Annotated in this window: 23 protein-coding genes; 16 read left to right on the top strand and 7 right to left on the bottom strand. The window is 72.4% G+C overall.

Features of this window, described 5'->3' with window-relative positions:
- Positions 1 to 123 precede the first annotated feature (123 nt).
- The 5 genes from EVS81_RS07595 to EVS81_RS07575 all read left to right on the top strand — a co-directional run bounded on the left by EVS81_RS07595 (position 124) and on the right by EVS81_RS07575 (position 7,065).
- Complete coding sequence (locus tag EVS81_RS07595; RefSeq protein WP_130109843.1) at positions 124 to 1,770, top strand: TIGR04028 family ABC transporter substrate-binding protein; 1,647 nt, start codon at positions 124 to 126, stop codon at positions 1,768 to 1,770.
- Positions 1,767 to 2,849, top strand: a complete 1,083-nt coding sequence (locus EVS81_RS07590; RefSeq protein WP_130109842.1) for an ABC transporter permease — start codon at positions 1,767 to 1,769, stop codon at positions 2,847 to 2,849. Before EVS81_RS07595 ends, EVS81_RS07590 begins: the two co-directional genes overlap by 4 nt.
- Positions 2,846 to 3,721 (top strand): ABC transporter permease, encoded by an 876-nt coding sequence (locus EVS81_RS07585; protein ID WP_130109841.1) that lies wholly within the window; start codon positions 2,846 to 2,848, stop codon positions 3,719 to 3,721. Before EVS81_RS07590 ends, EVS81_RS07585 begins: the two co-directional genes overlap by 4 nt.
- Positions 3,718 to 5,415, top strand: a complete 1,698-nt coding sequence (locus tag EVS81_RS07580; protein ID WP_130109840.1) for a dipeptide ABC transporter ATP-binding protein — start codon at positions 3,718 to 3,720, stop codon at positions 5,413 to 5,415. The genes EVS81_RS07585 and EVS81_RS07580 overlap by 4 nt, the downstream gene beginning before the upstream one ends.
- Positions 5,416 to 5,703: 288 nt before the next feature.
- Positions 5,704 to 7,065: an alkylhydroperoxidase domain protein gene (locus EVS81_RS07575; protein ID WP_130109839.1), complete on the top strand. Its 1,362-nt coding sequence runs from the start codon at positions 5,704 to 5,706 to the stop codon at positions 7,063 to 7,065.
- 240 nt (positions 7,066 to 7,305) lie between these two features.
- On the opposite strand, the gene EVS81_RS07570 is transcribed toward EVS81_RS07575, so the two are convergent.
- The gene (locus tag EVS81_RS07570; protein WP_130109838.1) at positions 7,306 to 8,166 is read right to left on the bottom strand and encodes an AraC family transcriptional regulator; all 861 of its coding nucleotides are present in this window, start codon (positions 8,164 to 8,166) and stop codon (positions 7,306 to 7,308) included.
- A gap of 106 nt (positions 8,167 to 8,272) precedes the next feature.
- On the opposite strand from EVS81_RS07570, the gene EVS81_RS07565 reads away from it, so the two are divergent.
- Complete coding sequence (locus EVS81_RS07565; protein ID WP_130109837.1) at positions 8,273 to 8,776, top strand: VOC family protein; 504 nt, start codon at positions 8,273 to 8,275, stop codon at positions 8,774 to 8,776.
- Positions 8,777 to 8,986: 210 nt separating this feature from the next.
- Here the strand turns inward: EVS81_RS07565 and EVS81_RS07560 are convergent, their stop codons facing one another.
- A complete protein-coding gene (locus EVS81_RS07560; protein ID WP_130109836.1) occupies positions 8,987 to 9,538 on the bottom strand; it encodes a helix-turn-helix domain-containing protein in 552 nt (183 codons plus the stop codon).
- 86 nt (positions 9,539 to 9,624) lie between these two features.
- Between EVS81_RS07560 and EVS81_RS07555 the strand changes: the two genes are divergently transcribed.
- Entirely contained in the window at positions 9,625 to 10,677 is a 1,053-nt protein-coding gene (locus EVS81_RS07555) for an NAD(P)/FAD-dependent oxidoreductase (protein ID WP_130109835.1), read from the top strand.
- Positions 10,674 to 11,399 carry a class I SAM-dependent methyltransferase gene (locus tag EVS81_RS07550; protein WP_130109834.1) on the top strand — a complete coding sequence of 242 codons (726 nt, stop codon included), beginning with the start codon at positions 10,674 to 10,676 and terminating at the stop codon, positions 11,397 to 11,399. The genes EVS81_RS07555 and EVS81_RS07550 overlap by 4 nt, the downstream gene beginning before the upstream one ends.
- A gap of 114 nt (positions 11,400 to 11,513) precedes the next feature.
- On the opposite strand, the gene aspS is transcribed toward EVS81_RS07550, so the two are convergent.
- Positions 11,514 to 12,857, bottom strand: coding sequence for an aspartate--tRNA(Asn) ligase (gene aspS, locus EVS81_RS07545; RefSeq protein ID WP_240740035.1), 1,344 nt, complete (start codon positions 12,855 to 12,857; stop codon positions 11,514 to 11,516).
- Positions 12,858 to 12,932: 75 nt separating this feature from the next.
- On the opposite strand from aspS, the gene EVS81_RS07540 reads away from it, so the two are divergent.
- On the top strand, positions 12,933 to 13,625 hold the full coding sequence (locus EVS81_RS07540; RefSeq protein ID WP_240740034.1) for a TrmH family RNA methyltransferase: 693 nt from the start codon (positions 12,933 to 12,935) through the stop codon (positions 13,623 to 13,625).
- 114 nt (positions 13,626 to 13,739) lie between these two features.
- Here the strand turns inward: EVS81_RS07540 and EVS81_RS07535 are convergent, their stop codons facing one another.
- On the bottom strand, positions 13,740 to 15,107 hold the full coding sequence (locus EVS81_RS07535) for an MFS transporter (RefSeq protein WP_130109832.1): 1,368 nt from the start codon (positions 15,105 to 15,107) through the stop codon (positions 13,740 to 13,742).
- Between the two features lie 136 nt (positions 15,108 to 15,243).
- Here EVS81_RS07535 and EVS81_RS07530 point away from each other — a divergent pair, with 136 nt between their 5' ends.
- Entirely contained in the window at positions 15,244 to 16,524 is a 1,281-nt protein-coding gene (locus EVS81_RS07530) for a GNAT family N-acetyltransferase (RefSeq protein WP_130109831.1), read from the top strand.
- A 28-nt stretch (positions 16,525 to 16,552) separates the two neighbouring features.
- Here the strand turns inward: EVS81_RS07530 and EVS81_RS07525 are convergent, their stop codons facing one another.
- Positions 16,553 to 18,319, bottom strand: a complete 1,767-nt coding sequence (locus tag EVS81_RS07525; RefSeq protein WP_130109830.1) for an acetyl/propionyl/methylcrotonyl-CoA carboxylase subunit alpha — start codon at positions 18,317 to 18,319, stop codon at positions 16,553 to 16,555.
- A 220-nt stretch (positions 18,320 to 18,539) separates the two neighbouring features.
- Between EVS81_RS07525 and EVS81_RS07520 the strand changes: the two genes are divergently transcribed.
- The 6 genes from EVS81_RS07520 to panB all read left to right on the top strand — a co-directional run bounded on the left by EVS81_RS07520 (position 18,540) and on the right by panB (position 23,240).
- Complete coding sequence (locus EVS81_RS07520; protein WP_130109829.1) at positions 18,540 to 18,995, top strand: MaoC family dehydratase N-terminal domain-containing protein; 456 nt, start codon at positions 18,540 to 18,542, stop codon at positions 18,993 to 18,995.
- Positions 18,992 to 19,417 carry a MaoC/PaaZ C-terminal domain-containing protein gene (locus EVS81_RS07515; protein ID WP_130109828.1) on the top strand — a complete coding sequence of 142 codons (426 nt, stop codon included), beginning with the start codon at positions 18,992 to 18,994 and terminating at the stop codon, positions 19,415 to 19,417. The genes EVS81_RS07520 and EVS81_RS07515 overlap by 4 nt, the downstream gene beginning before the upstream one ends.
- Before the next feature lie 62 nt (positions 19,418 to 19,479).
- Positions 19,480 to 20,655: an FAD-binding protein gene (locus EVS81_RS07510; RefSeq protein ID WP_130111350.1), complete on the top strand. Its 1,176-nt coding sequence runs from the start codon at positions 19,480 to 19,482 to the stop codon at positions 20,653 to 20,655.
- A gap of 5 nt (positions 20,656 to 20,660) precedes the next feature.
- Positions 20,661 to 21,410: a DUF2520 domain-containing protein gene (locus EVS81_RS07505; protein ID WP_130109827.1), complete on the top strand. Its 750-nt coding sequence runs from the start codon at positions 20,661 to 20,663 to the stop codon at positions 21,408 to 21,410.
- Entirely contained in the window at positions 21,407 to 22,396 is a 990-nt protein-coding gene (gene panC, locus EVS81_RS07500) for a pantoate--beta-alanine ligase (RefSeq protein WP_130109826.1), read from the top strand. Before EVS81_RS07505 ends, panC begins: the two co-directional genes overlap by 4 nt.
- Position 22,397: 1 nt before the next feature.
- Positions 22,398 to 23,240: a 3-methyl-2-oxobutanoate hydroxymethyltransferase gene (panB, locus tag EVS81_RS07495; RefSeq protein WP_130109825.1), complete on the top strand. Its 843-nt coding sequence runs from the start codon at positions 22,398 to 22,400 to the stop codon at positions 23,238 to 23,240.
- Here panB and EVS81_RS07490 read toward each other — a convergent pair.
- Both EVS81_RS07490 and EVS81_RS07485 read right to left on the bottom strand, forming a co-directional pair.
- Positions 23,237 to 24,673 carry an O-acetylhomoserine aminocarboxypropyltransferase/cysteine synthase family protein gene (locus tag EVS81_RS07490; protein ID WP_130109824.1) on the bottom strand — a complete coding sequence of 479 codons (1,437 nt, stop codon included), beginning with the start codon at positions 24,671 to 24,673 and terminating at the stop codon, positions 23,237 to 23,239. The genes panB and EVS81_RS07490 overlap by 4 nt on opposite strands.
- Positions 24,670 to 25,902 (bottom strand): MalY/PatB family protein, encoded by a 1,233-nt coding sequence (locus EVS81_RS07485; RefSeq protein WP_130109823.1) that lies wholly within the window; start codon positions 25,900 to 25,902, stop codon positions 24,670 to 24,672. Before EVS81_RS07485 ends, EVS81_RS07490 begins: the two co-directional genes overlap by 4 nt.
- Positions 25,903 to 26,041 lie beyond the last annotated feature (139 nt).

Here is a 26,041-nt window from a genome sequence, read left to right as displayed (position 1 = left end):
TCTGTGACAACCGGACTTTCTTGTATCTTATGACAGGTATAAGAATAGCTTTCAATGCTCGGGATCCCGTGCATCCGCTCGTACACCGCGCATCACCGCGCGAAAACCCAGAGGAGTCCCCACATGAAGACACGCCGCATCGCCTGGATCGGAGCACTCGCCGCCGTCGCGATCGCGATGACCGGCTGCTCCGCGAGCGGAGACGGCGGGGGAGATTCCGGGTCGGATGCCACGGCGGGCGGCACGCTCACCTACCTCGAACCGCAGACCTGGATCACCCTCTATCCGCCGGCCGCGGGCTTCTACCCGAACGGCGGCGTGGTCAATCAGATCACCGATCGCCTGCTGTACCAGAACCCCGAGACCCTGGAGCTCGAGCCCTGGATCGCCGAGGACCTGCCCGAGGTCAACGCCGACGCCACCGAGTACACCTTCACGCTGCGAGAGGGGGTGACCTACTCCGACGGCACGCCGCTCGACGCCGAGAACGTCGTCAAGAACATCGACCTCTTCGGCACGGGTGATCCGGATCGGGCGCTGTCGGTCTCGGAGGCCATCAACAACTACGACCGCGGAGAGGTGATCGACGATCGCACCGTCACCTTCCACTTCACGGCGCCGTCGCCCGGCTTCGCGCAGGCGGTGTCGACGATCAACTCGGGGCTGCTCTCGAACGACACGCTCGACCGCAGCGGCGAGGAGTTCGGGCCGGGCAACGCGACCGAGATCATCGGCAGCGGCCCCTTCGTGATCGACGACGAGACGATCGGCAGCGAGCTCTCGCTCGCCACTCGGGAGGACTACGACTGGGCGCCCCCGTCGCGCGACCACCAGGGCCCGGCGCAGATCGACGGCGTGGACATCATCGTCGCGGCCGAGGCGAGCGTACGCGTCGGCACCGTCGTCTCGGGGCAGGCGGATCTCGCCCGCACGATCCCCGCTCCCGACGAGGGGCAGTTCGCCGCCGACGGCCTCGAGCTCGTGGCCGCGGCCACGAACGGGGTGAACAACGGGCTGAACCTGCGCTTCGGCCATCCCCTGCTCGAGGATCTGCGCGTGCGCCAGGCGATCATCGCCGGCATCGACCGCCAGAACATCGTCGACACCCTCTTCACCGACAGCTACCCGCTCGCCACGGGCATCCTGGCGCAGAACGCGCGCGGCTACGTCGACACGTCCGAGCACTACGTCTTCGATCAGGATCGCGCCCGCGAGCTGCTCGACGAGGCCGGGTGGGCTCCGGGAGCCGACGGCATCCGCGAGAAGGACGGCGAGCGGCTGATCCTGACCTTCAACGAGGCGCTCCCGCAGCCGCGATCGAAGGAGGTCGTCACGCTCATCCAGGAGCAGCTGGCCGAGATCGGCATCGGCGTCGAGATCTTCGCGGGCGACCAGGTGGCCCAGGACGAGGCCCAGCGCGACATCGACACCGTGCAGGTCTACCACTCCATGGTCGGCCGTGCCGACTTCGACGTGCTGAAGTCCCAGCTCTTCTCGGCCAACCGCAACGCGGTGCTGAACCTCGACGTCGAGAGCGGCGAGCTGCGCGATCCCGAACTCGACGAGCTGCTCGCGAGGATCGCCTCGGTGCCCACCACCGAGGAGCGGCAGGAGGCCTCGGCCGCCGCCCAGCAGCACATCGTCGACAACGCCTACGTGCTCCCGCTCTTCGAGGAGCCGCAGGTCTACGGCCTGCAGTCGCGGGTGACGGGCTTCTCGACCGAGTCGATCGGCCGCCCGTCGTTCTACGAAGTCACCATCGAGAAATGAGCGGGACGGCGCTGCTGCGGCGCGTGGGCCAGGCCTTCCTGGTGCTCGCGCTCGCATACACCGGTGCCTACGTGCTGCTCGCGGCGCTGCCGGGCGATGCCGTGATGGCTCGCTACGGCAGCCCCGATCTCGGGCTCACCCCCGAGCAGATCGCGGAGATCCGGGAGTCGTACGGCATCGACCAGCCGCTCGTGGTGCGCTATGTCGAGTCCATCGGCGCGTTCCTGCGGGGAGACTTCGGCTACTCGGTGCAGAGCGGGGCGAAGGTCTCGGAGCTCATTGCCGAGGCTCTGCCCTCGACGCTGGCGCTCGCGGGCCTCGCGCTCGCGAGCGCGGTCTTCCTGGCCGTCGTGATCGCGTTCACGGCGAGCTACGGCAGGGGGCGGTGGCTGCGCCGCATCTTCCGCAATCTCCCGCCGCTCTTCGTCTCGCTCCCGGTGTTCTGGATCGGGATCGTGCTCATCCAGGTGTTCTCCTTCAGGCTGGGGCTGGTCCCCGTCATCGGGGCGAGCCCGGCGCAGGCCCTGATCCTGCCGGTGCTCACGCTCACGATCCCGATCGCCGCTCCGCTCGCGCAGGTCTTCCTGCGCAGCATCGACGAGGTGCGCGAGCAGCCGTTCGTGAACGTGGTGCGGGCGCGCGGCGCGAACACGTCCTGGCTGCTGTGGCGCAACGTGGCTCCCAATGCGCTGCTCCCCGCGCTCACGATGGCCGGACTGCTGTTCGGCGAGCTGGTGGGCGGAGCGATCGTCACCGAGACCGTCTTCGGGCGCGTGGGCATCGGCAGCCTGACCGCGCAGGCCGTGGCGAACCGCGATACCCCGGTGTTGCTCGCGGTGGTCGTGATCGCAACAGTGGTGTTCGTCACCATCAACCTGGTGGTCGATCTGCTCTATCCCGTGCTCGACGCGCGGCTGCGCCGCGGCGGCTCTGACGGCCGGCCGGTGCGGCGCTCGGCGCGCGCCGTGGAGACCGAGGCTGCCGCAGAGCTGGGCGCGCCGACCGATCGCGCCTCGGAGTCGGGTGCGACGACCGAGGCCGCCGCGCGCTCGGCGACGAATCCGGGAGGTTCCCGATGACCGCGATCGCCACATCCGCCGGCACCGACCCGGCGACCGAGCCTGCGCCCGGCGCCCGCTCGTCGGGCTTCTGGCGCTCCGCGCTGCGCCCCGGCGCGCTCGTGCCGCTGCTCGTGCTGCTCATCGCGCTCGCCTGGGCCGTCGCGCCCGGGCTCTTCACCTCGGTGAGCCCCACCGAGCAGGTGGCCGCCGCGCTGCAGCCGCCGAGCGCCGAGCACTGGTTCGGCACCGACGCGACGGGCCGCGATGTGTACGCGCGAGTGGTCTACGGCGCGTCGCAGTCCATCACCGCGGCGCTCATCGCCGTCGCCGTGGGCCTCGTGTTCGGCTCGCTCATCGGCGTCACCGCCGGGGCCACCGGCGGCAGAGTCGACGAGGCCCTGATGCGTCTGGTCGACGTGCTTCTGGCGATCCCCACCCTGCTGCTGTCGCTCAGCATCGTGATCCTGCTCGGCTTCGGCACCGCGAACGCCGCGATCGCCGTCGGGGTGACCTCGGTGGCCGTGTTCGCGCGCCTGTCGCGCTCGCAGGTGGTGAGCGTGCGCGCGAGCGAGTTCGTCGAGGCGGCCTACGGCTCGGGCGGCACCTTCTGGAGCGTGCTGCGGCGCCACGTGCTGCCGAACTCGCTCGCTCCCGTGATCGCGCTCGCCGCGCTGCAGCTCGGCTCGGCGATCCTGCAGATCTCGACCCTCGGGTTCCTCGGCTACGGTGCGCCGCCGCCCACGCCCGAGTGGGGGCTGCTGATCGCCGAGGGGCGCAACTACGTGGCCACCGCGTGGTGGCTCACCACACTGCCCGGCATCGTCGTGGCGATCGTCGTGATCGCGACGAACCGCCTGAGCCGGGCCATCGACGGCGGAGGAGAACGATGACCGGGGCCCCACTGCTCAGCATCCGGGATCTCGCGGTGCAGTACCGCACCGCACGCGGCACGGTCGACGCCGTGCGCGGCGTGAGCTTCGACGTCGAAGCCGGCAGGGTGACCGCGGTGGTCGGAGAGTCGGGATCCGGCAAGACCACCGTCGCCCAGTCGGTGATCGGCCTGCTCCCCGCGAACGGTCGCGTCGTGCGCGGGGGCATCACGCTCAACGAGCGCCGTCTCGGTTCGACCGAGCTGGTGGGCCTGCGCGAGCGCCGCTGGCAAGACCTGCGGGGGCGCTGCATCGGGCTGATCCCGCAGGACCCGGGCAACTCCCTCAACCCCGTGCAACCGATCGGCCGGAGCATCAGCGAGTCTCTGCGCATCCACGGGCGCCCGAGTCGTGCCGAGGTGCGGGACCGGGTGCACGCCCTGCTCGAGCAGGTCGGCATCGACGACCCGATCCGGCGCGCGAAGCAGTACCCGCACGAGCTCTCGGGCGGCATGCGCCAGCGCGTGCTCATCGCGGCCGCGATCTCCAACGACCCGGAGCTGATCATCGCGGATGAGCCGACGAGCGCGCTCGACGTGACCGTGCAGCGCACCGTGCTCGACCTCATCGACCGGCTGCGCGAGGAGACGGGCACGGGCGTGCTCTTCATCACTCACGACCTCGCGGTGGCGGCGGATCGCGCCGACAGCGTCGTGGTGATGCGCGGCGGCGAGGTGCAGGAGGCCGGGGCGAGCGCGCGCGTGCTGGCCCGGCCCGAGTCCGCGTACACGCGGCAGCTGATGGAGGACGCGCCGTCGTTCGGGCGCATCGTGGTGCGGGAGACTCTCGCGCCGCCGGCTGAGCGAGCGCGGCGAGTCGAGACCGAGGAACGCCGAGCCTCCTCCTCCGGCGCTCCGCTCGTCGACGTGCGCGATCTGCGCCAGGAGTTCGGCCGCCGCGGCGACGCCTTCGTGGCCGTCGACGACGTCTCGTTCACCGTGGCCCGCGGCACCACGCACGCGCTGGTGGGTGAGTCCGGCTCGGGCAAGACCACGACCGGGCGTGCCATCGCCGGCTTCTCGCGACCGACGTCGGGCAGCGTGCGCGTCGCCGATGCCGACGGGGGAGCGGTCGAGGTCACCGAGCTGAGGGGCCGGGCGCTGCGCGAGTTCCGACGCACCGCTCAGATGGTCTATCAGAACCCGTACGGTTCGCTCGATCCTCGTCTGCCCATCGGGCACGCGCTGGCCGAGCCGCTGAAGAACTTCCGCATCGGTGCGCCGAGCGAGCGCGCGGAGCGGGTGGCCCGGGCGCTCGAGCTCGTGTCATTGCCGGCCGAGTTCGCGCACCGGCGTCCCCGGGAGCTCTCGGGCGGGCAGCGGCAGCGCGTCGCCATCGCGCGGGCGCTCATCGTCGATCCCGAGCTCGTGGTGCTCGACGAGGCGGTCTCGGCGCTCGACGTGACGGTGCAGGCGCAGATCCTGCGCTTGCTCTCGCGGCTGCAGGCGGAGCTCGGGCTCACCTATCTGTTCATCTCCCACGACCTCGCCGTGGTGCGGCAGATCTCCGACACGGTCTCGGTGCTGCAGCGCGGACGGCAGGTCGAGCAGGGCGAGACGGAGCGGGTCTTCGGCGACGCGCAGCACCCCTACACGCAGCGCCTCATCGAGGCGATCCCGGGGGCCTCGCTCGCGTCGGGCCACTGGGTGATCTAGGGCCCCAGCCTCGCCGCTTCCCTTCCCGGCCCCCGCCCCGTCCCTTTCCCTGTCCGTCCTTTCCCCGCCCCACCCACCCCCGTCCCTTCCCCCGTCCCTTCCCCCGTCCCTTCCCCCGTCCCGCCCACACCCGGCCCCCACCTCCACTTCCCTGAAACCGAGCCCATTGCGCCACACCGAGCGCATCATCACCGCCGAAGCCACCGGTCTCGCGCAAGTGCCTCGGTTTCGAGACGCAGAACACGACGCAGAACGCGACGCAGAACGAGACGCAGAACAGGAATCCTCATGACCCACGGCACCGCTCTCCCGACCGACATCATCGACGCGTTCACGGGGATCGCGGCGGGCGACGCCCTCGACACCGCGAGGCGGCGGCGGCCCGACGCGCGCGACCATGCGCAGGGCAGTTTCGAGGCGCTCTTCATTCCGGTCGACGACGCGCAGGTCTCGCTGTCCGAGCGCGCGGCCGTCGCGCTGTTCGTGGCGCGCCTCCACGAGCAGCCGGCGGCCGTCGCGTTCTTCGGTGCGCTGCTGCGCGAGACCGGCGGCGGGGAGGGCGTGGAACCACTGATCGTGGCCGAGGCCGAGCGGGCAGCGGGATCCGGACCATACGGAGCGTTCCGGGCCGAGAACGCGATCGAGAGCACCGAGGGCCCCGTCTACACCGTGGCGTCCGTCGAGGCGGCATACGCGCTGGGCGACCGGCTCGCCGCGGCCCTCGAGCACGCCCACCTGCTCGTGCTGCACCCGCGCGACGCAGCGCGCGAGCACCTGCAGCGGCTGCTCGACGCGGGCTGGAGCAGCACTGGCGTGGTGACCCTCTCACAGCTCGTCGCGTTCCTCGCGTTCCAACTGCGGGTGGTGCACGGGCTCGACGCCGTGCGGCGCGCCGCGGGAGGCGCCCCGGTCGCCGTCGAAGACCTGTCCGCGCTCGCCGCCGAGGTCGCACGAGCCGCCGAGGCGCGGCTCGCCGCAGGCGGCGCGGATCCCGAGCAGGCACCGGCGGCGGCACCGGCCGCGGCACCGGCCGCGGCACCGGCCGCGGTCGGCCCGTCCGAGCAGCTGCCGCCCGCGCCGCGGGTGTCGGAGCCGCCGCGCTTCACGCAGGACTCGCTGGGGTGGAAGCCCTGGCTCGAGCCCCTGCCCGTGGCCGACTTCACCGAGCGCCACTACGCGGCCCTCATCGAGCGCGAGCGCGTGCACATGCCCTACTTCCGGGTGCTGGCGCGGGATCCCGATGCGCTGCGCGAGCGCACCCTCACCGATCTCGACATCTTCCACAACACCGACGCCGGACTGCCGCGCGCCGAGCGCGAGCTCGCCGCCGCCGCGGCGTCGCGCTTCAACGGCTGCGTGTTCTGCGCCTCGGTGCACTCGCGCTTCGCCACCGAGCAGGGCGCCGACCGCGCCGAGGTGCAGCGGCTGCTCGACGCGGGCGTGACCGCGCGTTTCGGCTCGCGGTGGGACGCGCTCATCGACGCCACGGTGGCGCTCACCGCGACGCCCGCGCGCTTCGGCGCCGAGGAGGTCGCCGCGTTGCGCGGCGCGGGCCTCGACGAGCTCGAGGTGCTCGACGCGATCCAGGCGGGGGCGTTCTTCAACTGGGCCAACCGGCTCATGCTCTCGCTGGGAGAGCCGACGGTCTGAGCGTACGCCGCGCGCGTCCCGCGCCCGCCCATCCCCTTCCCGCGCTGCCCCAACCGAAGTGGGAGTCGCGTTCTGCCGTATCCCCGTCGGCGAAGCGGCAGAAAGCGACTCCCACTTCGCGCCGGGGGCGCCGGGGGTCGGGTTGGGCGCCGGGGGTCGGGTTGGGCGCCGGGCCGCGAGGGCCGGGCTGGGCGGCGGGCCGCGAGGTCCGGGCTGCTCGCCGCGCCCCCGGGCCCCGCGTCAGGCCCGGTCCGGCGGCGCGGCCTCCCGCGAACCGCCCGGAGCGTCGCCGTCGCCGTCGCCGTCGTCGATGCGGGCGCGGGCGCGGGCGCGATACGCGCTCGGGGTCACGCCGAGCAGCGCCCGGAAGTCCGAAGTGAAGTGCGCGTGATCGGCGTAGCCGAGCTCGCTCGCGAGCGCGGCGATCCCGAGCCCCGCATCCTCGCGCAGGCGCAGCGCCCCCTCCTGCAGCCGGCGCCGCCGGATCATCGAGTGCAGCGAGAGGCCGAAGAACCGCTCGGCGAGACGCTGCAGCGTGCGGGTCGAGGCGTGGAGCATCGCCGGGAGCTGGTCGACGCGGGTGACCTCGGGATCGGCGAGCGCTTCGGCGAGCTCGTTCGCGAGCGCACCGTCGGCGCCGGCGTCGGGGACCCGCTCGAGCAGCCACGCCGAGAGCACCGCCACCGCCCGGTTCCGGCGCACCGATCCCGCCGCTGCCCGATGGGTCATCGCGCTGGTGACCTCTGCAAGCAGCTCGGGATCCCGCACCGCACGCTCGCCGTCGCGGCACGCGGCGGGATCCGGCACCAGCGCCGGCACGGCGGCCGGGCGCAGCAGTGCGCCGACCGCCCACCCCGTCCCCGTGAGCACGCGCTCGGAGGCGCGAGTGGTCGGGCCCACCGCGGTGACGCCCGAGGCTTCGACGACGACATTGCAGGCGGGGAACGGGAGGAGCTCCTGGTGGGACTCCTCGCCGGCCGGGAGCGCCCACTCGGGGATCCAGAACCAGCGCACGGCGTGGGTGAGTCGTGGGGGTGGGGCGAGGCGGTGCAGCTCGGGAAGTCGATGGGGGTAGAGGATGCCTCTCCGGTCCTCGTCCACGTCGTCTCCTTCGGTCTCGAATCGCGCGCGGCCCCGGCACTCCGGGGGAGATGAACATGGCGCGGATCTCCAAGCGGCGCTGCGAGGCCGATCCTACGCTGGAGGCATGAACGCTCACGAGACCCGCGCCGCGAACGGCGCGCACACCACCGACGGCAGGCCGCACGGATCCACCAGCCTCACCCCGTTCCTCGCGATCGCGGGTGCTCGCGCGGCCATCGGCTTCTACCGCGACGTGTTCGGCGCGCGCGTCGTCGACGTGACCGAGATGGGCGGGGCGGTGGTTCATGCCGAGCTCGACTTCGGTGCGGGCCACCTGCAGCTCGGCGAGCCGGTGCCCGACTTCCACCTGGTGGCCCCGCCCGCGGGCGAGGACGACTGCTACTCCATGGGGATCTACGTGCCCGACGTCGACGCCGCGGTCGAGCGGGCAGTGGCGGCGGGCGCGACGGTGCGCGAGGCGCCCGCCGACTTCGTCTCGGGGGACCGCTACGCGAGCATCCGCGACCCGTTCGGCGTGCGCTGGTCGGTGATGACCCGGGTCGAGGACCTCTCGGAGGAGGAGAGCGCGGCGCGCGTGCGGGAGTGGGCCCGCGCCATGGAGGGCTGAGCCGGGAAGCGCTCGGGGGCTCGGGTGCTGGGGCGCGAGCGGACCGTGACATCGGGGACGCTCAGGGGTCTTGTCCGGTCGCGGTGCCGACCGTATGCGTCCCCGATCCCCCCGCCACGTCCCGCGCCTCGCCCCCGCCTCGCCCCCGCTCCGGTCCGCCTCGCCCCCCGCTCCGGTCCGCCTCGCCCCCCGCTCCGGCCCGCCGCGCCCCTACTCCGGGCTGTGCAGGTGCAGGCGCTCGCCGACGCTGTTGAAGATGCTGACCACCTCGGCCGGCCTGCTGCCCACGGCGCGCATGCGGTGCGGCGTGGTGGTGTCGAACTCGGCGGCCTCGCCGCGCGTGAGTACCATCTCCTGTTCCCCGAGCGCGAGCTGCAGCCGCCCCGAGAGCACGTAGAGCCACTCGTGGCCCTCGTGCACCTGCAGCTCCCGCTCCGGGGCCCCGGGGAGGTAGGTGATCTTGAAGGCGCGCACCTCGGACTCCTCGCGGGTGAGCGGGGCGATCGTCATGCCGTCGCGCCGGATCGCGCTGCGGCGCACGCGCGGATCGGGATCCGGCGTCTCGAGCAGATCGTCGATGCGCACGCCGAGCTGGCGGGTGAGCGGCAGCAGCAGCTCCAGGCTCGCCTGCCGCTTGCCCGACTCGAGGCGCGAGAGCGTGCTCACCGACATGCCCGCGCGGCCGGCCAGCTCGTCGAGCGTCCACCCGCGATCCTGGCGCGCGGCCCGCAGGCGCGGCCCCAGGCGCTGCAGCTCGTCCATACCCGGCTCCTCTCGGTCACCCCACTCAGCTTGCCAATTCAGCAAGCTGTCTTGCAATTGTTGCACAATCGGCCGAGCATGGGCGCATGACGAACTCGCAAGACCACACCCGAACGCTCTGGGACGCCGTCGTGATCGGCGGCGGCGCTGCCGGACTGAGCGCGGCGCAGGCGCTCGGCCGCTCGCTGCGCCGCACCCTCGTGATCGATTCCGGGCAGCCGCGCAACCGCTTCGCCGCGCACATGCACAACGTGCTCGGGCACGACGGCACGCCGCCCGCCGAGCTCGTCGCCCGCGGCCGAGCCGAGGCAACGGCCTACGGCGTCGAGTTCCGCGAGGGATCCGTGCGCGCGGTGCGCGACGAGGCCGCGGCCGAGGACGCATCCGGGGGCGCGGGATCGCCGCGCACCGTGCGGATCGAGCTCGACGGCGGCGAGGCGGTCGAGGCCCGCGCGCTCGTCGTCGCCACGGGCCTGCGCGATGCGCTGCCGCCGATCCCGGGTCTCGCCGAGCACTGGGGCAGCGGCGTGCTGCACTGCCCGTACTGCCATGGCTGGGAGGTGCGCGGGCAGCGGCTCGCGGTGCTCACCACCTCGCCGCTCGGCCTGCACCAGGCGAAGCTGCTGCGGCAGTGGAGCGACGACCTCGTGGTGTTCAGCGCGGGGTTGGGCGGTCTCGACGCCGACACCGAGCGCACGCTCGTCTCCCGCGGCGTGGTGATCGAACCGGATCCCGTCGCCGAGATCGTGGGCGACGGATCCCGCGTCACCGCGATGCGCACCGAGGGCGGCCGCGAGTTCGCCGTCGACGCGGTGTTCACCGCGAGCCGGATGGTGCCGCACGACGCCTTCCTCGGCGCGCTCGAGCTGCGCCGGGCGGACACGCCGTTCGGCGACTTCCTCGACGTCGACGGCACCGGGCGCACCAGCCACCCGCGCGTCTGGGCGGCGGGCAACGTCGTCGCGCCCGCGGCAACCGTGCCGGCGGCGATGGGGGCCGGCGCGCTCGCGGGAGCGGCCGCGAACTTCGCGCTCGTCGAGGAGGACTTCGCCCTCGCCGCGGACGACTTCGCACTCGCCGCGCAGGATCGAGGCCTCGAGCCCGAGCGGGCGCAGCGCGTAGCGGGGGCGTCCTCGTGAGCGCGCCAGACCCCGGGCACGGCGGTCACACGCACGGGGAACAGCCGAACGGCGGCCACGGGCACGCACGGGTCGATGCCGATGAGGATCCGACCGCCTTCTGGGAGCGCCGCTACGCCGGGGCCGGGCCCGTCTGGTCGGGGCGGGTGAATCGGACGCTCGCCGCTGCGGTCGAGCACTGGCCGCCCGGCGATGCGCTCGACCTCGGCTGCGGCGAGGGCGGCGATGTGCTCTGGCTCGCCGAGCGCGGGTGGCGCGCGACCGGCATCGACCTCTCCGAGACCGCGATCGCCCGAGCCCGCGAGGCCGCGGCGCGGGGCGGGAGTGAGGCGCGCTTCGTCGCCGCCGATCTGGGGCGGTGGATCGAGGATCCGCACCGCGCGGCCGACGCCGCCGGGCCCTTCGACCTGGTGACCGCGAGCTTCCTGCAGTCGCCGGTCGAGCTGCCGCGCGAGCGCATCCTGCGCGCGGCCGCCGAGAGGGTGGCGCCGGGAGGGCGGCTCGTCGTGATCTCGCACGCGGCCCCGCCGCCGTGGGCGGAGGGACACCCCGGACCGTTCCCGAGCCCCGAGAGCGAGGTGGCCCTGCTCGGTCTCGATCCCGAGCGATGGGCCGTGACGGCCGAGGTGCGCACGCGCGAGGCGACCGGCCCCGACGGTGAGCCGACGACGCTCGACGACACCCTGGTGGTGGCGCAGCGGATCGGCGGGGCGCTGCAGTAGCCGGCGCAGCGGATCGGCGGAACCAGTCAACGGCCGGCGCGGCCGCTGGGTTCGCAGACACCGATGGCGCCGCTCCCGCGCAGGAGCGGCGCCATCGGTGATCGTGCGCCGGGTCTACGGCAGCAGGCGGTTCGGTCCGCGGAAGAGGTAGGTGACCTCGCGGATCGACGACTGCTGCAGCATGAGCATCAGCACACGGTTCAGACCCATGCCGAAGCCGCCGTGCGGGGGCACGCCGTAGCGGAAGAAGTCGAGGTAGAACGACAGCTCCGCGGGGTCCATCCCCTTCTCGACGGCCTGCGCTTCGAGCACCTCGATGCGATGCTCGCGCTGGGCGCCGGTCGAGATCTCGGTGCCGCGGTAGATGAGGTCGTAGCTCTTGGTGAGCTGCGGGTTCTCGGCGTCGCGCATGTGGTAGAACGGGCGGATCGACGCGTCGTAGTCCGTCAGGAACACGAAGTCGCTGCCGTACTTCTTCTTCGCGTGCGCGGCGATGCGGCGCTCGCCCTCCGGGTCCATGTCGGCGTCGGCGCGCGGTACCTCGTAGCCCTCGGCCTTCACGATCTCCTTCGCCTCGGCGAGCGGGATGCGCGGGAAGGGCCGGGTCGGCACCTCGAGATCGACGCCGAAGAGCTTCTGGATCTCCTCGCCGTGCTGCTCCTTGACCGCGGAGAGGCCGGCGACGATGAGCTCCTCGTGCAGCTCCATGACGTCCTCGTGCGAGTCGATCCAGCTGATCTCGGTGTCGATCGACGTGAACTCGGTGGCGTGGCGCGAGGTGAACGAGGGATCGGCGCGGAATGCCGGACCCACCTCGAAGATGCCGCCGAACCCGGCCGCCTGGGCCATCTGCTTGAAGAACTGCGGGCTCTGCGCAAGGAACGCCTGGCCCTCGAAGTACTCGACCTCAAAGAGCTCGGCGCGCGACTCGGAGGCCGACGCCATGAGCTTGGGGGTCTGGATCTCGATGAAGCCGCGCTCCACCCACACGTTGCGGAGTGCGTGCAGGAAGGTGGTCTGCACGCGGAAGACGAGGTTCTGCTCGGGCCGGCGCAGGTCGAGGAAGCGCCAGTCGAGGCGCACGTCGATGCCGCTGTCGGCTGCGATCGGGTTGTCGGGCAGGGCCCGGGTGACGACCTCGATCGTGTCGATCTGGATCTCCACCCCGCCGAGCTTGACGCGCTCGTTGTGCTGCAGTTCGCCCTCGACGGTGACGAAGGTGCCGTGGGTGAGCTCGGAGATCGTCTGCGTGCGGGGCACGAGGATGTCGGAGCGCGGGTTCTCGGGATCCGGCTCGCGCAGCACGCCGCCGTTGACGAGCTGCACCGCTCCCGATTCGTCGCGGAGCACGACGAACTGCACGTAGCGCTGGTCGCGCACCTTCTCGACCCAGCCGGAAACACGCACGGGGCCGTCTTCGCGGGCGGCCAGATCCTTGATCAATACACGCTCAGTCACCCGGACAGTCTACCGGCCGTCATGCGGTGCCGATTCCGGGGCGCTCGGGCTGCGCGGAGCTGCGAGAATGAGCGGGTGAGCGAGCTTCCGGATCCCGCGCCCCCGTCCGCACCCGAGTCGGCTCCGGCGTCGCACCCCGAGCGCACGACGGCCGGGGTCGGTCCGTGGCCCGGCGGGCGCGACGCGTGGCCGAGCGAGGACCGCTACGATCCCGAGCTGCTCGAGCACGGCGACACCCGCAACGTGGTCGACCGCTACCGGTACTGGCGCATGGAGGCCATCGTGGCCGACCTCGACGAGCACCGGCACCCGTTCCACGTGGCCATCGAGAACTGGCAGCACGACATGAACATCGGCTCGATCGTGCGCAGCGCCAACGCCTTCGCCGCCGACACCGTGCACATCGTGGGCCGCCGTCGCTGGAACAAGCGCGGCGCCATGGTCACTGATCGCTACCAGCATGTCGAGCACCGCTCGGGTATCGGGGCGCTTGTGGAGTGGGCGCGGGGCGAGGGGATCCCGATCATCGCGATCGACAACGTGCCCGGCTGCGTGCCCATGGAGACCTTCGACTGGCCCGAGCGCTGCGTGATGCTGTTCGGGCAGGAGGGCCCGGGGCTCACCGCCGAGGCGATCGCCGCGGCGGAGGCCGTGGTGGAGATCACGCAGTACGGATCCACCCGCTCCATCAACGCGAGCGCCGCGGCGGCCGTGGCGATGTACGCCTGGGTGCAGCAGCACTCGCCGCTGCGGCCGGGTGCGGCCTGATCCCCGCCCCGCAGCAGGATCCCCGCCCTGCTCCGCCCCACCGCTGCTCAGCAGCTTCGCGCGCCAGTTGTTGTCACCTCACGTGGGTTGAGGTGACAACAACTGGCGCGCGGCCTACGCGTCGCCGCGGGCGGGGGTCCAGCTCTTCCACTCCCCGCTGCGCTCGAACTCGAGGTCGAGCGGGATGTTGGAGCGATCCTTCAGCAGCAGGCTGGCGAGCAGGCCGAGCGAGGTCATGAAGAGCAGGTACACCACGATCGCCCAGGTGGAGCCGAACGACTGCAGCAGGATCTGCGCGATCGTGGGTGCGAAGGCGCCGCCGATGACGCCGCCGAGCGCGTAGCTGATCGAGATGCCCGAGTAGCGTACCGAGGCGGGGAAGGTCTCGGCGAACCACACCGCGGCCGGTCCGTAGGTGAGGCCGAGGCCCACGGCGAGCAGCGAGGTGCCGAGGAGCACGCCGCCGACGCCTCCGTTGAAGACGAACTGGAAGAGCGGGATGACACCGAGCGCCTGCACGATCCAGCCGAGGTTCATGATCGGCTTGCGGCCGTAGCGGTCCGAGAGCGGCCCGGAGAGGAAGGTGAAGATCGCCCAGACGACGGCCGAGGCGAGCACGGCGAGCTGCACCTGCACGGGATCGTAACCCAGGCCGCCCTGATCCTCGGGGCGCGACGCGAGGCCCTGCACGTAGCCGCCGGTGAGCATGTAGCCCACGGCGTTGTTGCCGGCGAAGAGCAGCGCGCTGAGGATGACGAGCGGCAGGTGCATCTTGAACACCTGCACGATGGGAGCCGACTCCTGTTGACGGGTCTCCTTGATCTCGCTGAAGACGGGCGACTCGTCGACCGTCTTGCGGATGATGAACCCCACGACGATGAGCACGACCGAGAAGAGGAACGGCACGCGCCAGCCCCACTCCTCGAACGCCTCTCCCGGCGCGATGACGCGCATGAGCGCGAGCATCGCCGAGGCGAGCAGCATGCCGAAGGGCACGCCGAGCTGCGGGAAGATGCCGAAGAGGCCGCGCTTGCCCTTCGGCGCGTGCTCGACCGACATGAGCACCGCGCCGCCCCACTCGCCGCCGGCCGACAGGCCCTGCAGGATGCGGAGCAGGATCAGGATGACGGGTGCGGCCAGGCCGATCGCGTCGTAGGTGGGCAGCAGGCCGATGCCGACGGTCGCGACGCCCATGAGGAGGAGGGTGATGACGAGCATCGGCTGGCGCCCGAGCTTGTCGCCGAAGTGGCCGGCGAGGAAGGCGCCCAGCGGGCGGAAGAGGAAAGAGAGGCCGATGGTGAGCAGCGAGAGGATCTGCATCATGCCCTCGCCGGCAGGCTCGAAGAAGAGCTTCGCGAGCACGAGGTTGGCGGCGAATGCGTAGATGAAGAAGTCGTACCACTCGATGGTGGTGCCGATCACCGAGGCCGCGACCACTTTGCGGCGTTCTCGGGCGGAGCTGACGGCGACCGGTTGTGTCATTATGTGACTTCCTTGTCCAAATATCGAATTAATGCTCAGGCTGAATGTATTTTACGCCTCGCGTTGCGCGACAGATGTGTGCTCGTTCAGGAATTGTGACACAGCTGTAACTTTTCCTATTCGGGATACTGGAGGGATGACGCTCGCAGATGGATACCGTTTCGCCCGCCTCGACGATCGCCGACGTCTCGCGCAGGTGCTGAGGCTCGACGCATGGGCCTTCCCGACGGAGATCCCCATCGCCGAGCTGCTCTCCGTAGAGCACGCGATCCCGTGGGGGCGCGCGTGGGCCGTGGAGCACGAACGGGCGCACGATGGTGAGCTCGCGGCGATGTACGGCGCCTATTCGCTGCGCGCGTTCCCGGTGCCCGGCGCCGAGACGGCCTGCGGCTGGCTCACCTGGGTCGGCGTGCACCCCGGGCATCGGCGTCGCGGGATCCTGCGCGAGATGATCGCCCACCACTTCGCCGACTGCCTGGAACGCGGCGAGGCCGTCTCCGGGCTCAACGCGGCCGAGGCGGCCATCTACGGCAGGTTCGGGTACGGCATGGCGGCCGAGCAGGTCTCGCTGACGATACCGCGGGGCGCCGAGCTGCGGCCGGTCCCCGGCGCCGATCGACTCGGGATCGAGCTCGCGGAGTGGGATCCCGAGCGCCACGGCGACCTGATCGCAGCGTTGCACCGCGACTACGCGCGCGTGCCGCAGGGGATCGGGCGTCCCGGGTGGGCGAGCTGGGAGACTCCGGAGCTGCGTCGCGCGGCGGATCAGGATCCGCCCGAGCTGCACCGGGGGCAGGAGGCGCTGCGCCTGCTCGTGGTGCGCGACGCCGATGGCGCGGCGCGCGGCTACGCGCGCTTCCGCCGCAAGTCCGCGTGGAGCCGCAACACCGCCGACGGGTCGGTGCACGTGCGCGACGCGGTGGCGCTCGATCCCGCTGCGGCGCACCGCCTGTGGTCGGTGCTGCTCGACCTCGACCTCATGGCCCGCGTCGAGACCGGGCCGATGCCGCTCGACGCTCCGATTCTGTCGCTGCTCGTCGACGCCCGCGCTGCGATGCCGGTGACCAACGACCTGCAGTGGATCAGAATCCTCGACCTGCCCCGCGCGCTCGTGGAACGGCGCTACGCCGCGCCGGTCGACGTGGTGATCGAGGTGACCGACGCGCTGCTGCCGCGGAACGCGGGCCGCTGGCGGCTGCGCGCCGAGGCCCACGGGGCCGCTGAGGTGTCGCGGAGCGAGGCCGAGCCCGACCTGGTGCTCGACATCCGCGAGCTGGGCGCCGTCCATCTCGGGAGCGTCTCGTTGGCCGCGCTCGCACAGGCCGGACTCGTCACCGCCCGGCAGCCGGAGACGCTGGCGCGAGCGGCCACCGCGTGGTCGTGGCCGGTCGCCGCCGGGGCCGACTGGGTGTTCTGAGCGGCCCGGGGCCGCGTCGCCGCAGCGATCAGTCGGACTCGACGATGCTGAGCAGCAGATGCCCGTTCGACACGGTCTGCCCGATCGGTGCGTCGATGCCCGTGATGGTGCCGCTGCGGTGCGCGTAGATCGACTGCTCCATCTTCATCGCCTCGAGCACCACGACCAGGTCGCCCTCCGCGACCTGCTGCCCCTCTTCGACGGCCACCTTCACGACGGTCGCCTGCATCGGAGCGGCCACGGCGTCGCCGGTCGCCGTCGCGACTCCCGCGCCCTTCGCCCGCTTGGGGGCCGGGCCGCGGGTCACCTCCTGGTCGACGAGGGGCAGGAGCGTGGCGGGCATGGTGACCTCGACGCGTCGACCGGACACCTCGACGACCACGCTGCGCCGCTTCGGATCCTGCGCGATCACGGGCATCTCGCCCTCCCACGGCTCGATGTCGTTCGCGAACTCGCTCTCGATCCAGAGCGTGTAGACGCCGAATCGCCCGTCGGGCGCGGTGAAGGCGGGATCCCGCACGATCTTGCGGTGGAACGGCAGCACCGTCGGCAGGCCCTGGATCTCGAACTCGTCGAGCGCCCGGCGCGCCCGCTGGAGCGCTTCTTCACGAGTCGCGCCCGTGACGATGAGCTTGCCGAGCATCGAGTCGAAGGCTCCCGAGACCACGTCGCCGGTGGCGACGCCGGTGTCGACGCGCACTCCCGGGCCCGCGGCGGGCTTGAACAGGGTCACCGGGCCGGGGGCGGGGAGGAAGCCGTTGCCGGGATCCTCGCCGTTGAGGCGGAACTCGAAGGAGTGGCCGTGCGGCACGGGATCCGGATAGTCGATCGCGCCGCCCTCGGCGATGCGGAACTGCTCGCGCACCAGATCGATGCCGGTGACCTCCTCGGAGACCGGGTGCTCGACCTGCAGGCGGGTGTTCACCTCGAGGAACGAGACCGTGCCGTCCTTCGCGACGAGGAACTCGCAGGTGCCGGCGCCCACGTAGCCGACCTCCTTGAGGATGGCCTTCGATGCGGAGGTGAGCTTCTCGTTCTGCTCATCGGTGAGGAACGGCGCCGGTGCCTCCTCGACGAGCTTCTGGTGGCGGCGCTGCAGCGAGCAGTCGCGCGTCGAGACCACGACGACGTTGCCGTGCTGGTCGGCGAGGCACTGGGTCTCGACGTGGCGCGGTTTCTCGAGGTACTTCTCGACGAAGCACTCGCCGCGGCCGAACGCCGCGACGGCCTCGCGCGTCGCCGATTCGAAGAGCTCGGCCACCTCGTCGCGCTCGTAGGCGACCTTGAGGCCGCGGCCGCCGCCGCCGAACGCCGCCTTGATGGCGATGGGCAGGCCGACCTCGTCGGCGAAAGCGAGCACCTCGTCTGCGCCGGCGACCGGGTCGCTCGTGCCGGCCGCGAGGGGTGCGCCGACCTTCTCGGCGACGTGGCGGGCCGAGACCTTGTCGCCCAGGCGCTCGATGGCCTCGGGGCCCGGGCCGATCCAGACGAGGCCCGCGGCGATGACGGCGCGGGCGAACTCGGCGTTCTCGGCGAGGAAGCCGTAGCCGGGGTGCACGGCGTCGGCGCCCGAACGGCGGGCGACGCCCAGGATCTTGTCGATGACGAGGTAGGTGTCGGCGCTCGTGGTGCCGTGGAGGGCGTAGGCCTCGTCGGCGAGCTGCGCGTGCATGGCGTCGCGATCCTGATCTGCGTAGACCGCCACGGAGGCGATGCCGCTGTCTGCGGCGGCTCGGATGATGCGGACGGCGATCTCGCCGCGGTTGGCGATGAGCACTTTACGAATGCGCGACATGGATGACAGCCTATTCCAGGGACGGAGGCGAGCCTTGGATATCGGCTACAAACCTTCTCCCGGATCGTTGCCGATCGGCATACACCGGTGGGGTGCGCGGTGGCGCGCGAGGCCCGCAGTGGCGCGCGAGGCCCGCGGTGGCGCGCGAGGCCCGCGGTGGCGCGCGAGGCCCGCACGGTCGCCCGGGGCCCGGAGCCGGCGCCCGCGGTAGACTCGCCGTGTGGTGAATCCAGAGATCCAAGGGCGGGTGTACCCGCCGACCGCCCCGTACCTCGTCGGCCGTGAGAAGGTGCGCGAGTTCGCCCGCGCCGTGCTGAGCACGTCGCCGCTCCACCTCGACCCCGAGGCCGCCCGTGCGGCCGGCTACGCCGACGTCGTCGCACCCCCGACCTTCGCGGTCGTGGTGCAGGAGGCCACGCTGGCCCAGCTGCTCGCCGATGAGGCGGCCGGCGTCGACTTCTCGCGCGTCGTGCACGGGGATCAGCGCTTCACCTACACGCGCCCCATTGTCGCGGGCGACGAACTCACGGCGACGCTCACCATCGCCGCCGTGAAGCAGCTCGGCGGCCACTCCATGGTCACGGCCTCGAGCGAGATCGTCGATGCCGACGGCGCGCACGTCGTCACGGCCATCTCGACGCTCGTGGTCCGCGCGGCAGAGGAGGAACAGGCATGAGCACCCCCGTCTTCGCAGAGCTGTCGGTCGGCGAGGTCGTCGCCGAGCGCGAGCTGCTCGCCACCCGCGACCGGCTCGTGCGCTACGCGGGCGCCTCGGGCGACTTCAACCCCATCCACTACCGCGACGACGTCGCCCTCTCGGTCGGGCTGCCCGGCGTGCTCGCCCACGGCATGTTCACCATGGGCGCCGCGGGCTCCGTGGTCACCGACTGGCTGGGCGCCGCGGGCCGCGTGGTCGACTACCAGTCCCGCTTCACCCGGCCGGTGCCGGTCGACGCCGATGCGGGCGCCGTGATCACGGTGACCGCGACCGTCGGGGCGATCGACGCGACTCTGCGCACCGCCCGCCTCGACCTCAAGGTCGTCTTCGACGGCGCGACCGTGCTGGGCAAGGCGCAGCTCGCGGTGGCGTTCGAGTGACGATTCCGGAGATCGCACCCGAGCCGGTCGGCGACTCCACGCCGCTCGCCGAGCTCACGACGATGCGCGTCGGCGGTCCGGCCGAGCGCATACTCGTCGCGCACGACTCGCACGAGCTGGCGCGCCGGGCGAATGAGCTCTGGGACACGGGGGATCCGTGGCTGCTGCTCGGCGGTGGATCCAACACGATCGTCAGCGACGAGGGTTTCCCGGGGACCGTGCTGCTGGTGCGCAGCACGGGGATCGCCCGCGTCGACGACCCGGGCGCCGCGTCCGCGGGAGCAGTGCATCTGCGGGTGCAGGCCGGGCACGACTGGGATCACCTGGTGGCCGCCTGCGTCGACAGGGGCTGGTCGGGCATCGAGGCGCTCTCCGGGATCCCGGGCCTGGCCGGGGCGGCCCCGGTGCAGAACATCGGCGCGTATGGCCAGGAGCTCTCGGACGTGCTGCACTCGATCGAGTTTCTCGACCGGGGCACCGGCGAGGTGCGCCGCATGGCGGCCGGCGAGCTGCAGCTGGGGTACCGCGACTCGGCGATCAAGCGCGGGCTCGAGGGGGTGGTGCTCTCGATCGATCTGCTGCTCGGCGACAGCGGAACGGGCGGAGGATCCGGTGCCGGTGCCGGTGCCGGTGCCGGTGCCGGTGGTGGGGCCGCCGATGCGAGCGCGGAGGATCTGCCGCTCTCGGCCCCGATCCGCTACGCGCAGCTCGCGGGGGCGCTCGGCGTCGAGACCGGCGACCGCGTGCCGCTGCGGCGACTGCGCGAGGCGGTGCTGCGTCTGCGGGCGTCGAAGGGCATGGTGCTCGATCCCGAGGATCACGACACCTGGAGCGCCGGATCGTTCTTCACGAACCCCATCGTCACCGAGCATTTCGCCCGCCAGCTGCCCGAGCACGCGCCGCGATTCCCGCTCGGAGCCGATGAGCCGCCGCCGGCCGTCACCAGCTTCGAGGAGCTCGCGGCGGGAGTGCCGTTGCGCGTGCCGCGGCCCGCCCCCGAGTGCATGGTGAAGCTCTCGGCCGCGTGGCTCATCGAGCACGCCGGGATCGGACGAGGCTTCCGGCTGCCCGGCTCGGGCGCGGCGATCTCGTCCAAGCACACGCTCGCGATCACCAACCGCGGCGCAGCGTCCGCGGCTGACGTGGCCGAGCTCGCCCGCCTCGTCGTGCAGCGGGTGCAGCAGGAGTTCGGGGTGATTCTGGCGCCCGAGCCCAATCTGTACGGTCTGGAGCTGTAACCGTCATGCGCACGCAGATCGTCGGCAGTGGCCGCATGGGCACCGCCCTCGCGCGTGCGCTGCGCGACGCCGGGGAGGAGCTGCTGCCGGCCGGCGGGCGGGGCGCCGCGGGAACCGACGCCGACGTCGTGCTGCTCGCCGTGCCGGACGCGGCGATCGCGGAGGCCGCGCAGCGGATCCGGCCAGGGCGCTTCGTGGGGCACCTGTCGGGCGCGACCGGCCTCGGCGCGCTGCGACCGCACGAGCGGGTCTTCAGCCTGCACCCGCTGCTCACCGCGACGGGCGCCGGAGCGCCGTTCGCCGGCTCCTTCGCAGCCGTCGACGGCTCGGATGCCGACTCGCTCGAGGTCGCCCTGCGGCTGGCCCGGGCGCTGCAGATGGAGACCTTCCGCGTGGCCGACGAGGATCGCGCCGCCTATCACGCGGCGGCCTCGGCGGCCGCGAACTATCTCGTGGTGCTCGAGGGATTCGCCGAGCAGCTGGCGGCGAGCGCGGGCGTGCCTCGCGGCGCCCTCGCTCCGCTCGCGCGGGCCGCGCTGCGCAACTGGGCTGAGCTCGGAGCGGCCGCCGCGCTGACGGGGCCGATCGCGCGCGGCGACGAGGCCACGGTGGCGGCGCAGCGGGCCGCGGTCGCGGAGCGGCTGCCCGGCCGGCTCGAGCTGTTCGACGCGCTCGCCGCGGCGGCGCGCGAGCTCGCGGCGGACGGGCGCGCGGCGGACGGGCGCGCAGAGCGAGTCGAGAGGAACGGGTCATGAGAATCGTGCGCACGATCGCGGAGCTGCGTGCGGCGCTGGCCGAGGCGCGGGGAGCGGGAGCGGCGGGATCCGGCGCGGCGGGATCCGGCGCGACGGGATCGGGATCCGGGTCGGCGGGATCGGGATCCGCGGGATCCGGCGCCGGGGCCTCGTCTGCCGACGCGGCGCCCCGCCGCGTCGGCATGGTGCCGACCATGGGGGCGCTGCACGAGGGGCATCTCTCGCTCGTGCGCGCGGCTCGCGCCGAGAACGACACGGTCGTGCTCACCATCTTCGTCAACCCGACGCAGTTCGACGAGGCCGCCGACCTCGCCGCCTATCCGCGACAGGAGGAGCGCGACGCCGCGCTCGCCGCCGGCGCGGGGGTCGATCTGATCTTCGCCCCCGAGCCCGCGGAGATGTACCCGAGCGGCTTCGCCACCACCGTGCGCGTGTCGGGTGCGCTCGCCGAAACGCTCGAGGGGGCCGCTCGCGGGGCCGCGCACTTCGACGGCGTCGCGACGGTCGTCTCGAAGCTGCTGCTCGCAGCGCTTCCCGACTCGGCCTACTTCGGTCTCAAGGACGCGCAGCAGCTGCTCGTGGTGCGCCGAATGGTCGCCGACCTCGGCATTCCGACCCGCATCGTCGCGTGCCCCACGTCGCGGGATCCCGACGGTCTCGCCCGCTCGAGTCGCAACGTGCGGCTGAGCGCCGAGACGCGGAGCCGAGCCCTCGCGATCCCGCAGGCCCTCGAGGCGGCGATCGACGCGGTGGGATCCGGGGAGCGCGACGCGGGCCGCCTCGTGCGGCGCGCCGAGGCGACGCTCGCCGCTGCCGGGCTCGCCGTGGAGTACGTCGCGATCGTGCACCCGGAGACGCTCGAGACCGTGCACCGCGTCGACACGACCGCACTGCTCGCGATCGCCGCCCGCGCCGGCGAGGTGCGGTTGATCGACAACGCGATCCTGCAGCGCGCGAACCCGGCCCACCCCGATGAGGAGGAATGACATGCCGCGGATGACGATTCCGATGCTGAACGAGAAGCGCGCCGCCGGCGAGCCGATCGTGATGGTGACCGCCTATGACTACCCCGGGGCTCGCGCCGCGGATCGTGCGGGGGTCGACATGGTGCTCGTGGGCGATTCGGGTGCGCAGGTCGTGCTGGGGCATGCATCCACGGTCGCCGTGACCACCGACGAGATGCTCGTGCTCGCCGGCGCTGCGCGGAGGGGCACCGAGTCGGCCCTGCTCGTGTGCGACGTGCCCTTCGGCTCGACCGAGGCGTCGGACGCGCAGGCCGTCGAGACGGCGGTGCGCTTCGCGAAGGAGGCGGGCGCCGACGCGGTCAAGCTCGAGGGCGGCAACGAGGATCGCTTGGACCGGATCCGGGCGATCGTGTCCGCGGGCGTGCCCGTGGTGGGGCACGTCGGGCTCACCCCGCAGACGGCGACCGCGCTCGGCGGCCTTCGCGCGCAGGGGCGCACCATCGAGAGCGCGGTGCGCGTGGTCGAGGAGGCGGTCGGCGTACAGGAGGCAGGAGCGTTCTGCGTGGTCGTCGAGGCGGTGCCCGCCGAGATCACCGAGCTGCTGAAAGAGGTGCTGCGGATCCCGATCATCGGCATCGGGGCGGGGTCCGGGCACGGTCAGGTGCTCGTGCTGCACGATCTGCTCGGCATCACCGAGGGGCGGGCGGCCAAGTTCGTGAAGCGCTATGCGGCGATCGGCGAGGACATGGTGGCTGCGGTCACGGCCTACGCCGACGACGTGCGGTCGGGCGCGTTCCCCACCGCGGAGCACCAGTACGCCGCGAGCCCGGAGGCCGTCGAGGCGGCGCGGCAGGCGCTGCGCTAGGACACCGCGGCGACCCGATCCAGCGCACCGCGCAGATCCCGGATCAGGTCGTCGGCCGACTCGAGGCCGACCGAGAGGCGCAGCAGGCCGGGCGTGATCCCGAGCCGCTCGGTGATCTCGGGCGCGAAGGTGCCGTGCGTCGAGGTGAGCGGGTGCAGCACCATCGAGCGGGTGTCGCCGATGCCGGTCATGCGGGAGAACACGCGGAGTCCGTCGACGCAGGCGCGCGCGCCCGCGATCCCCCCGCGCACGGTCACGCCGAACACCGAGCCGGTGCGCGCGATGCCGCTCTGCCCGCCGGGGGCGCCTGAGGTGCCGGGGGCGGTTCCGTAGTCGCGCAGTGCGAGCTCGTGGAGCGGATGCGAGGGGAGCCCGGCGTAGTCGACGGATTCGACCTCGGGCTGCTGCTCGAGCCAGGCCGCGATCCGCTGCGAGGAGGCGACGTGGCGCTCCATGCGCAGCGAGAGCGTCTCCATGCCCTGGTGCAGGAGGAAGCCGTGCAGCGGTGACAGGGTCGGCCCGATGTCGTTGACGACGGACTCGCGCGTCGCGCGCGCGTAGGCCCCGGTGCCGAAGCGGTCGAGCATCGAGGCCACCCCGGGGCGGCTCGACCGGGTGATCAGGGGGAAGGATCGACCGGCGCGTTCGGCGGCCTCCCAGTCGAAGTTGCCGCCATCGACGATGGCGCCGCCCACGGCCGCGCCGTGCCCCGTGAGGAACTTGGTCGCCGAGTGCACCACGATGTTCGCGCCGTGCTCGAAGGGGCGGATCAGCGCCGGCGTGCCGACCGTGTTGTCGACGACGAGCGGCAGGTTGTAGCGGGCGGCCACCTCCGCGATGCGGCGCAGGTCGGTGACGTCGTTGCAGGGGTTCGGAATGGTCTCGGTGTAGATCGCCTTCGTGTTCGGGCGGATCGCGCGCTCCCACTCGGCGTCGTCGTCGGCATCCCACACGAAGTCGAACTCGATCCCGAATCGCTTGAAGCTGCGGCCAAAGAGGATGCGCGTGCCGCCGTAGATCGAGGCCGTGGAGACGATGTGGTCGCCCTGCTGCGCGAGTGCGAACAGCGCTGCCGAGATGGCGGCCTGGCCGCTCGATACCGCCACCGAGACCACACCGCCCTCGAGCGAGGCGAGCCGCTCCTCGGCGACCCAGTTGGAGGGGTTGCCCTGGCGGGAGTAGATCGCCGCTCGTTCGCTCGGGGAGAACCCGGCTGGGTCCTCGCGACCCGGATGCTCCTCCGCCTTCCAGTGGATGCTGCCGTCGAACCGGCTCACCTGATCGTCGAAGTCCTCGAAGAGGTACCCCGCAGACAGCGCGATCGGCGGCACCCGGAGCCCGTGGTTCTTGTCGGGGTACTCGCCCGCGTGCACCTGGCGGGTCTCGAACCCGAAGCCGTCCCAGTCGTAGACGGGCTGAGCGGCGCCGGTCATGCGCGCGCCTCCCCGGGAAGGATGCGCGCGATCCGCTCGACGGCCTCGCGGATGGTGTCGGGGGCGCAGGCGAGGTTGAGCCGTGCATGCCCGGATCCGCCCGCGCCGAAGGCGGCGCCGTCGCTCAGCGCGACGCGCGCCTCGGTCAGGATCCGGCGGCCGGGATGGTCGCCGAGTCCGGCCTCGCGGAGATCGAGCCAGGACAGGTACCCGGCCCCGAGGCGGGTGCGCCGCACTCCGGGGAGGCGATCCCGGATCAGGTCGGCGAGCAGCCGATCGTTCTCCTCCACCTGCGCGATCGCACCGTCGAGCCAGTCGCGCCCCTCGGCGAAGGCGGCGACGCCGGCGTGCAGCCCGAGAATGCTCGAGCGACAGGCCACCTCCGGCGGCAGGCGCCGGAGCACGTCGTTCGCGCGCTCGTCCGCCGCCACGATCATCGAGCACTTCGTGCCGGCAAGATTCCAGCCCTTGCTCGCGGAGGTGGTCGTCACCGAGAGCGCCCCCGCCGCCGCCGCGAGCGGGGCGAACGGGGTGAAGCTCCGGCCGGCATGAGTGAGTGGGGCGTGGATCTCGTCGGAGACGACGAACACGTCGTACCGGGCCGCGAGGCGGGCGAGCGCGGCGAGCTGATCGGGGGGATGGATGAGCCCGTGCGGGTTGTGGGGGCTGCACAGCAGGAAGGCGTCGATGCCGGGGTCGTCGGCGAAGAGACGCTCGATCGCGGCGAGGTCGAGTTGCGCCTCGGGCGTCTCATGCGCGCGCGGCGCCGATCCGGGGGTGTGCTCCAGCGGGACCTCGACCACCTCGAACGGCACCTCGTCGAGCATCTCGAAGAAGCTCGGGTAGACCGGCGTCGGCAGCGCGATGCGCCCGCCCGCCGGCCGGAACAGCCGGAGCGACTCGACGATGCCCGTCGCAACGTCGGTGGCGAGGTGCACGTGGTCGTGCGGCACCTCCCACGCCCAGCGATCCCTCGCGAAGTCGGCGAAGGCGGGCGCGAGCGGGCCCGGACCGTCGAGGTACCCCGTGTCGGACGCGAGCACGCGGTCGATCAGCGCCTGCTGCACGACCGGGGCCACGGCGAAGTCCATCTCGGCGACGAAGAGCGGCAGCACATCGGCGGGGTAGCGAGTCCACTTGAGGCTGGTGCGCCGCGTGCGCAGCAGGGCGGGATCGAGCTCGGTGAAAGGCACGCCACCCGGGTCGGTGCAGTCGTCGCGGTCCGTCATGCCCCCATGCTCTCCCGGGCGCCGACCCCGCGCGAGCCCGTCGGTAAGGCGGCGTCACACTCGCAGCGCCGCGCGCCCTCCGCGCCGCGCGCCCTCCGCGCCGCGCGCGCCCCGACCCGTGGAAGTGGGAGTCTCGTTG

The organism is Leucobacter triazinivorans (assembly GCF_004208635.1).
Taxonomy (GTDB): Bacteria; Actinomycetota; Actinomycetes; order Actinomycetales; family Microbacteriaceae; genus Leucobacter; species Leucobacter triazinivorans.
The sequence above is the reverse complement of the archived record's forward strand: the minus strand, read 5'-3'. Positions and strand labels throughout refer to the sequence as shown.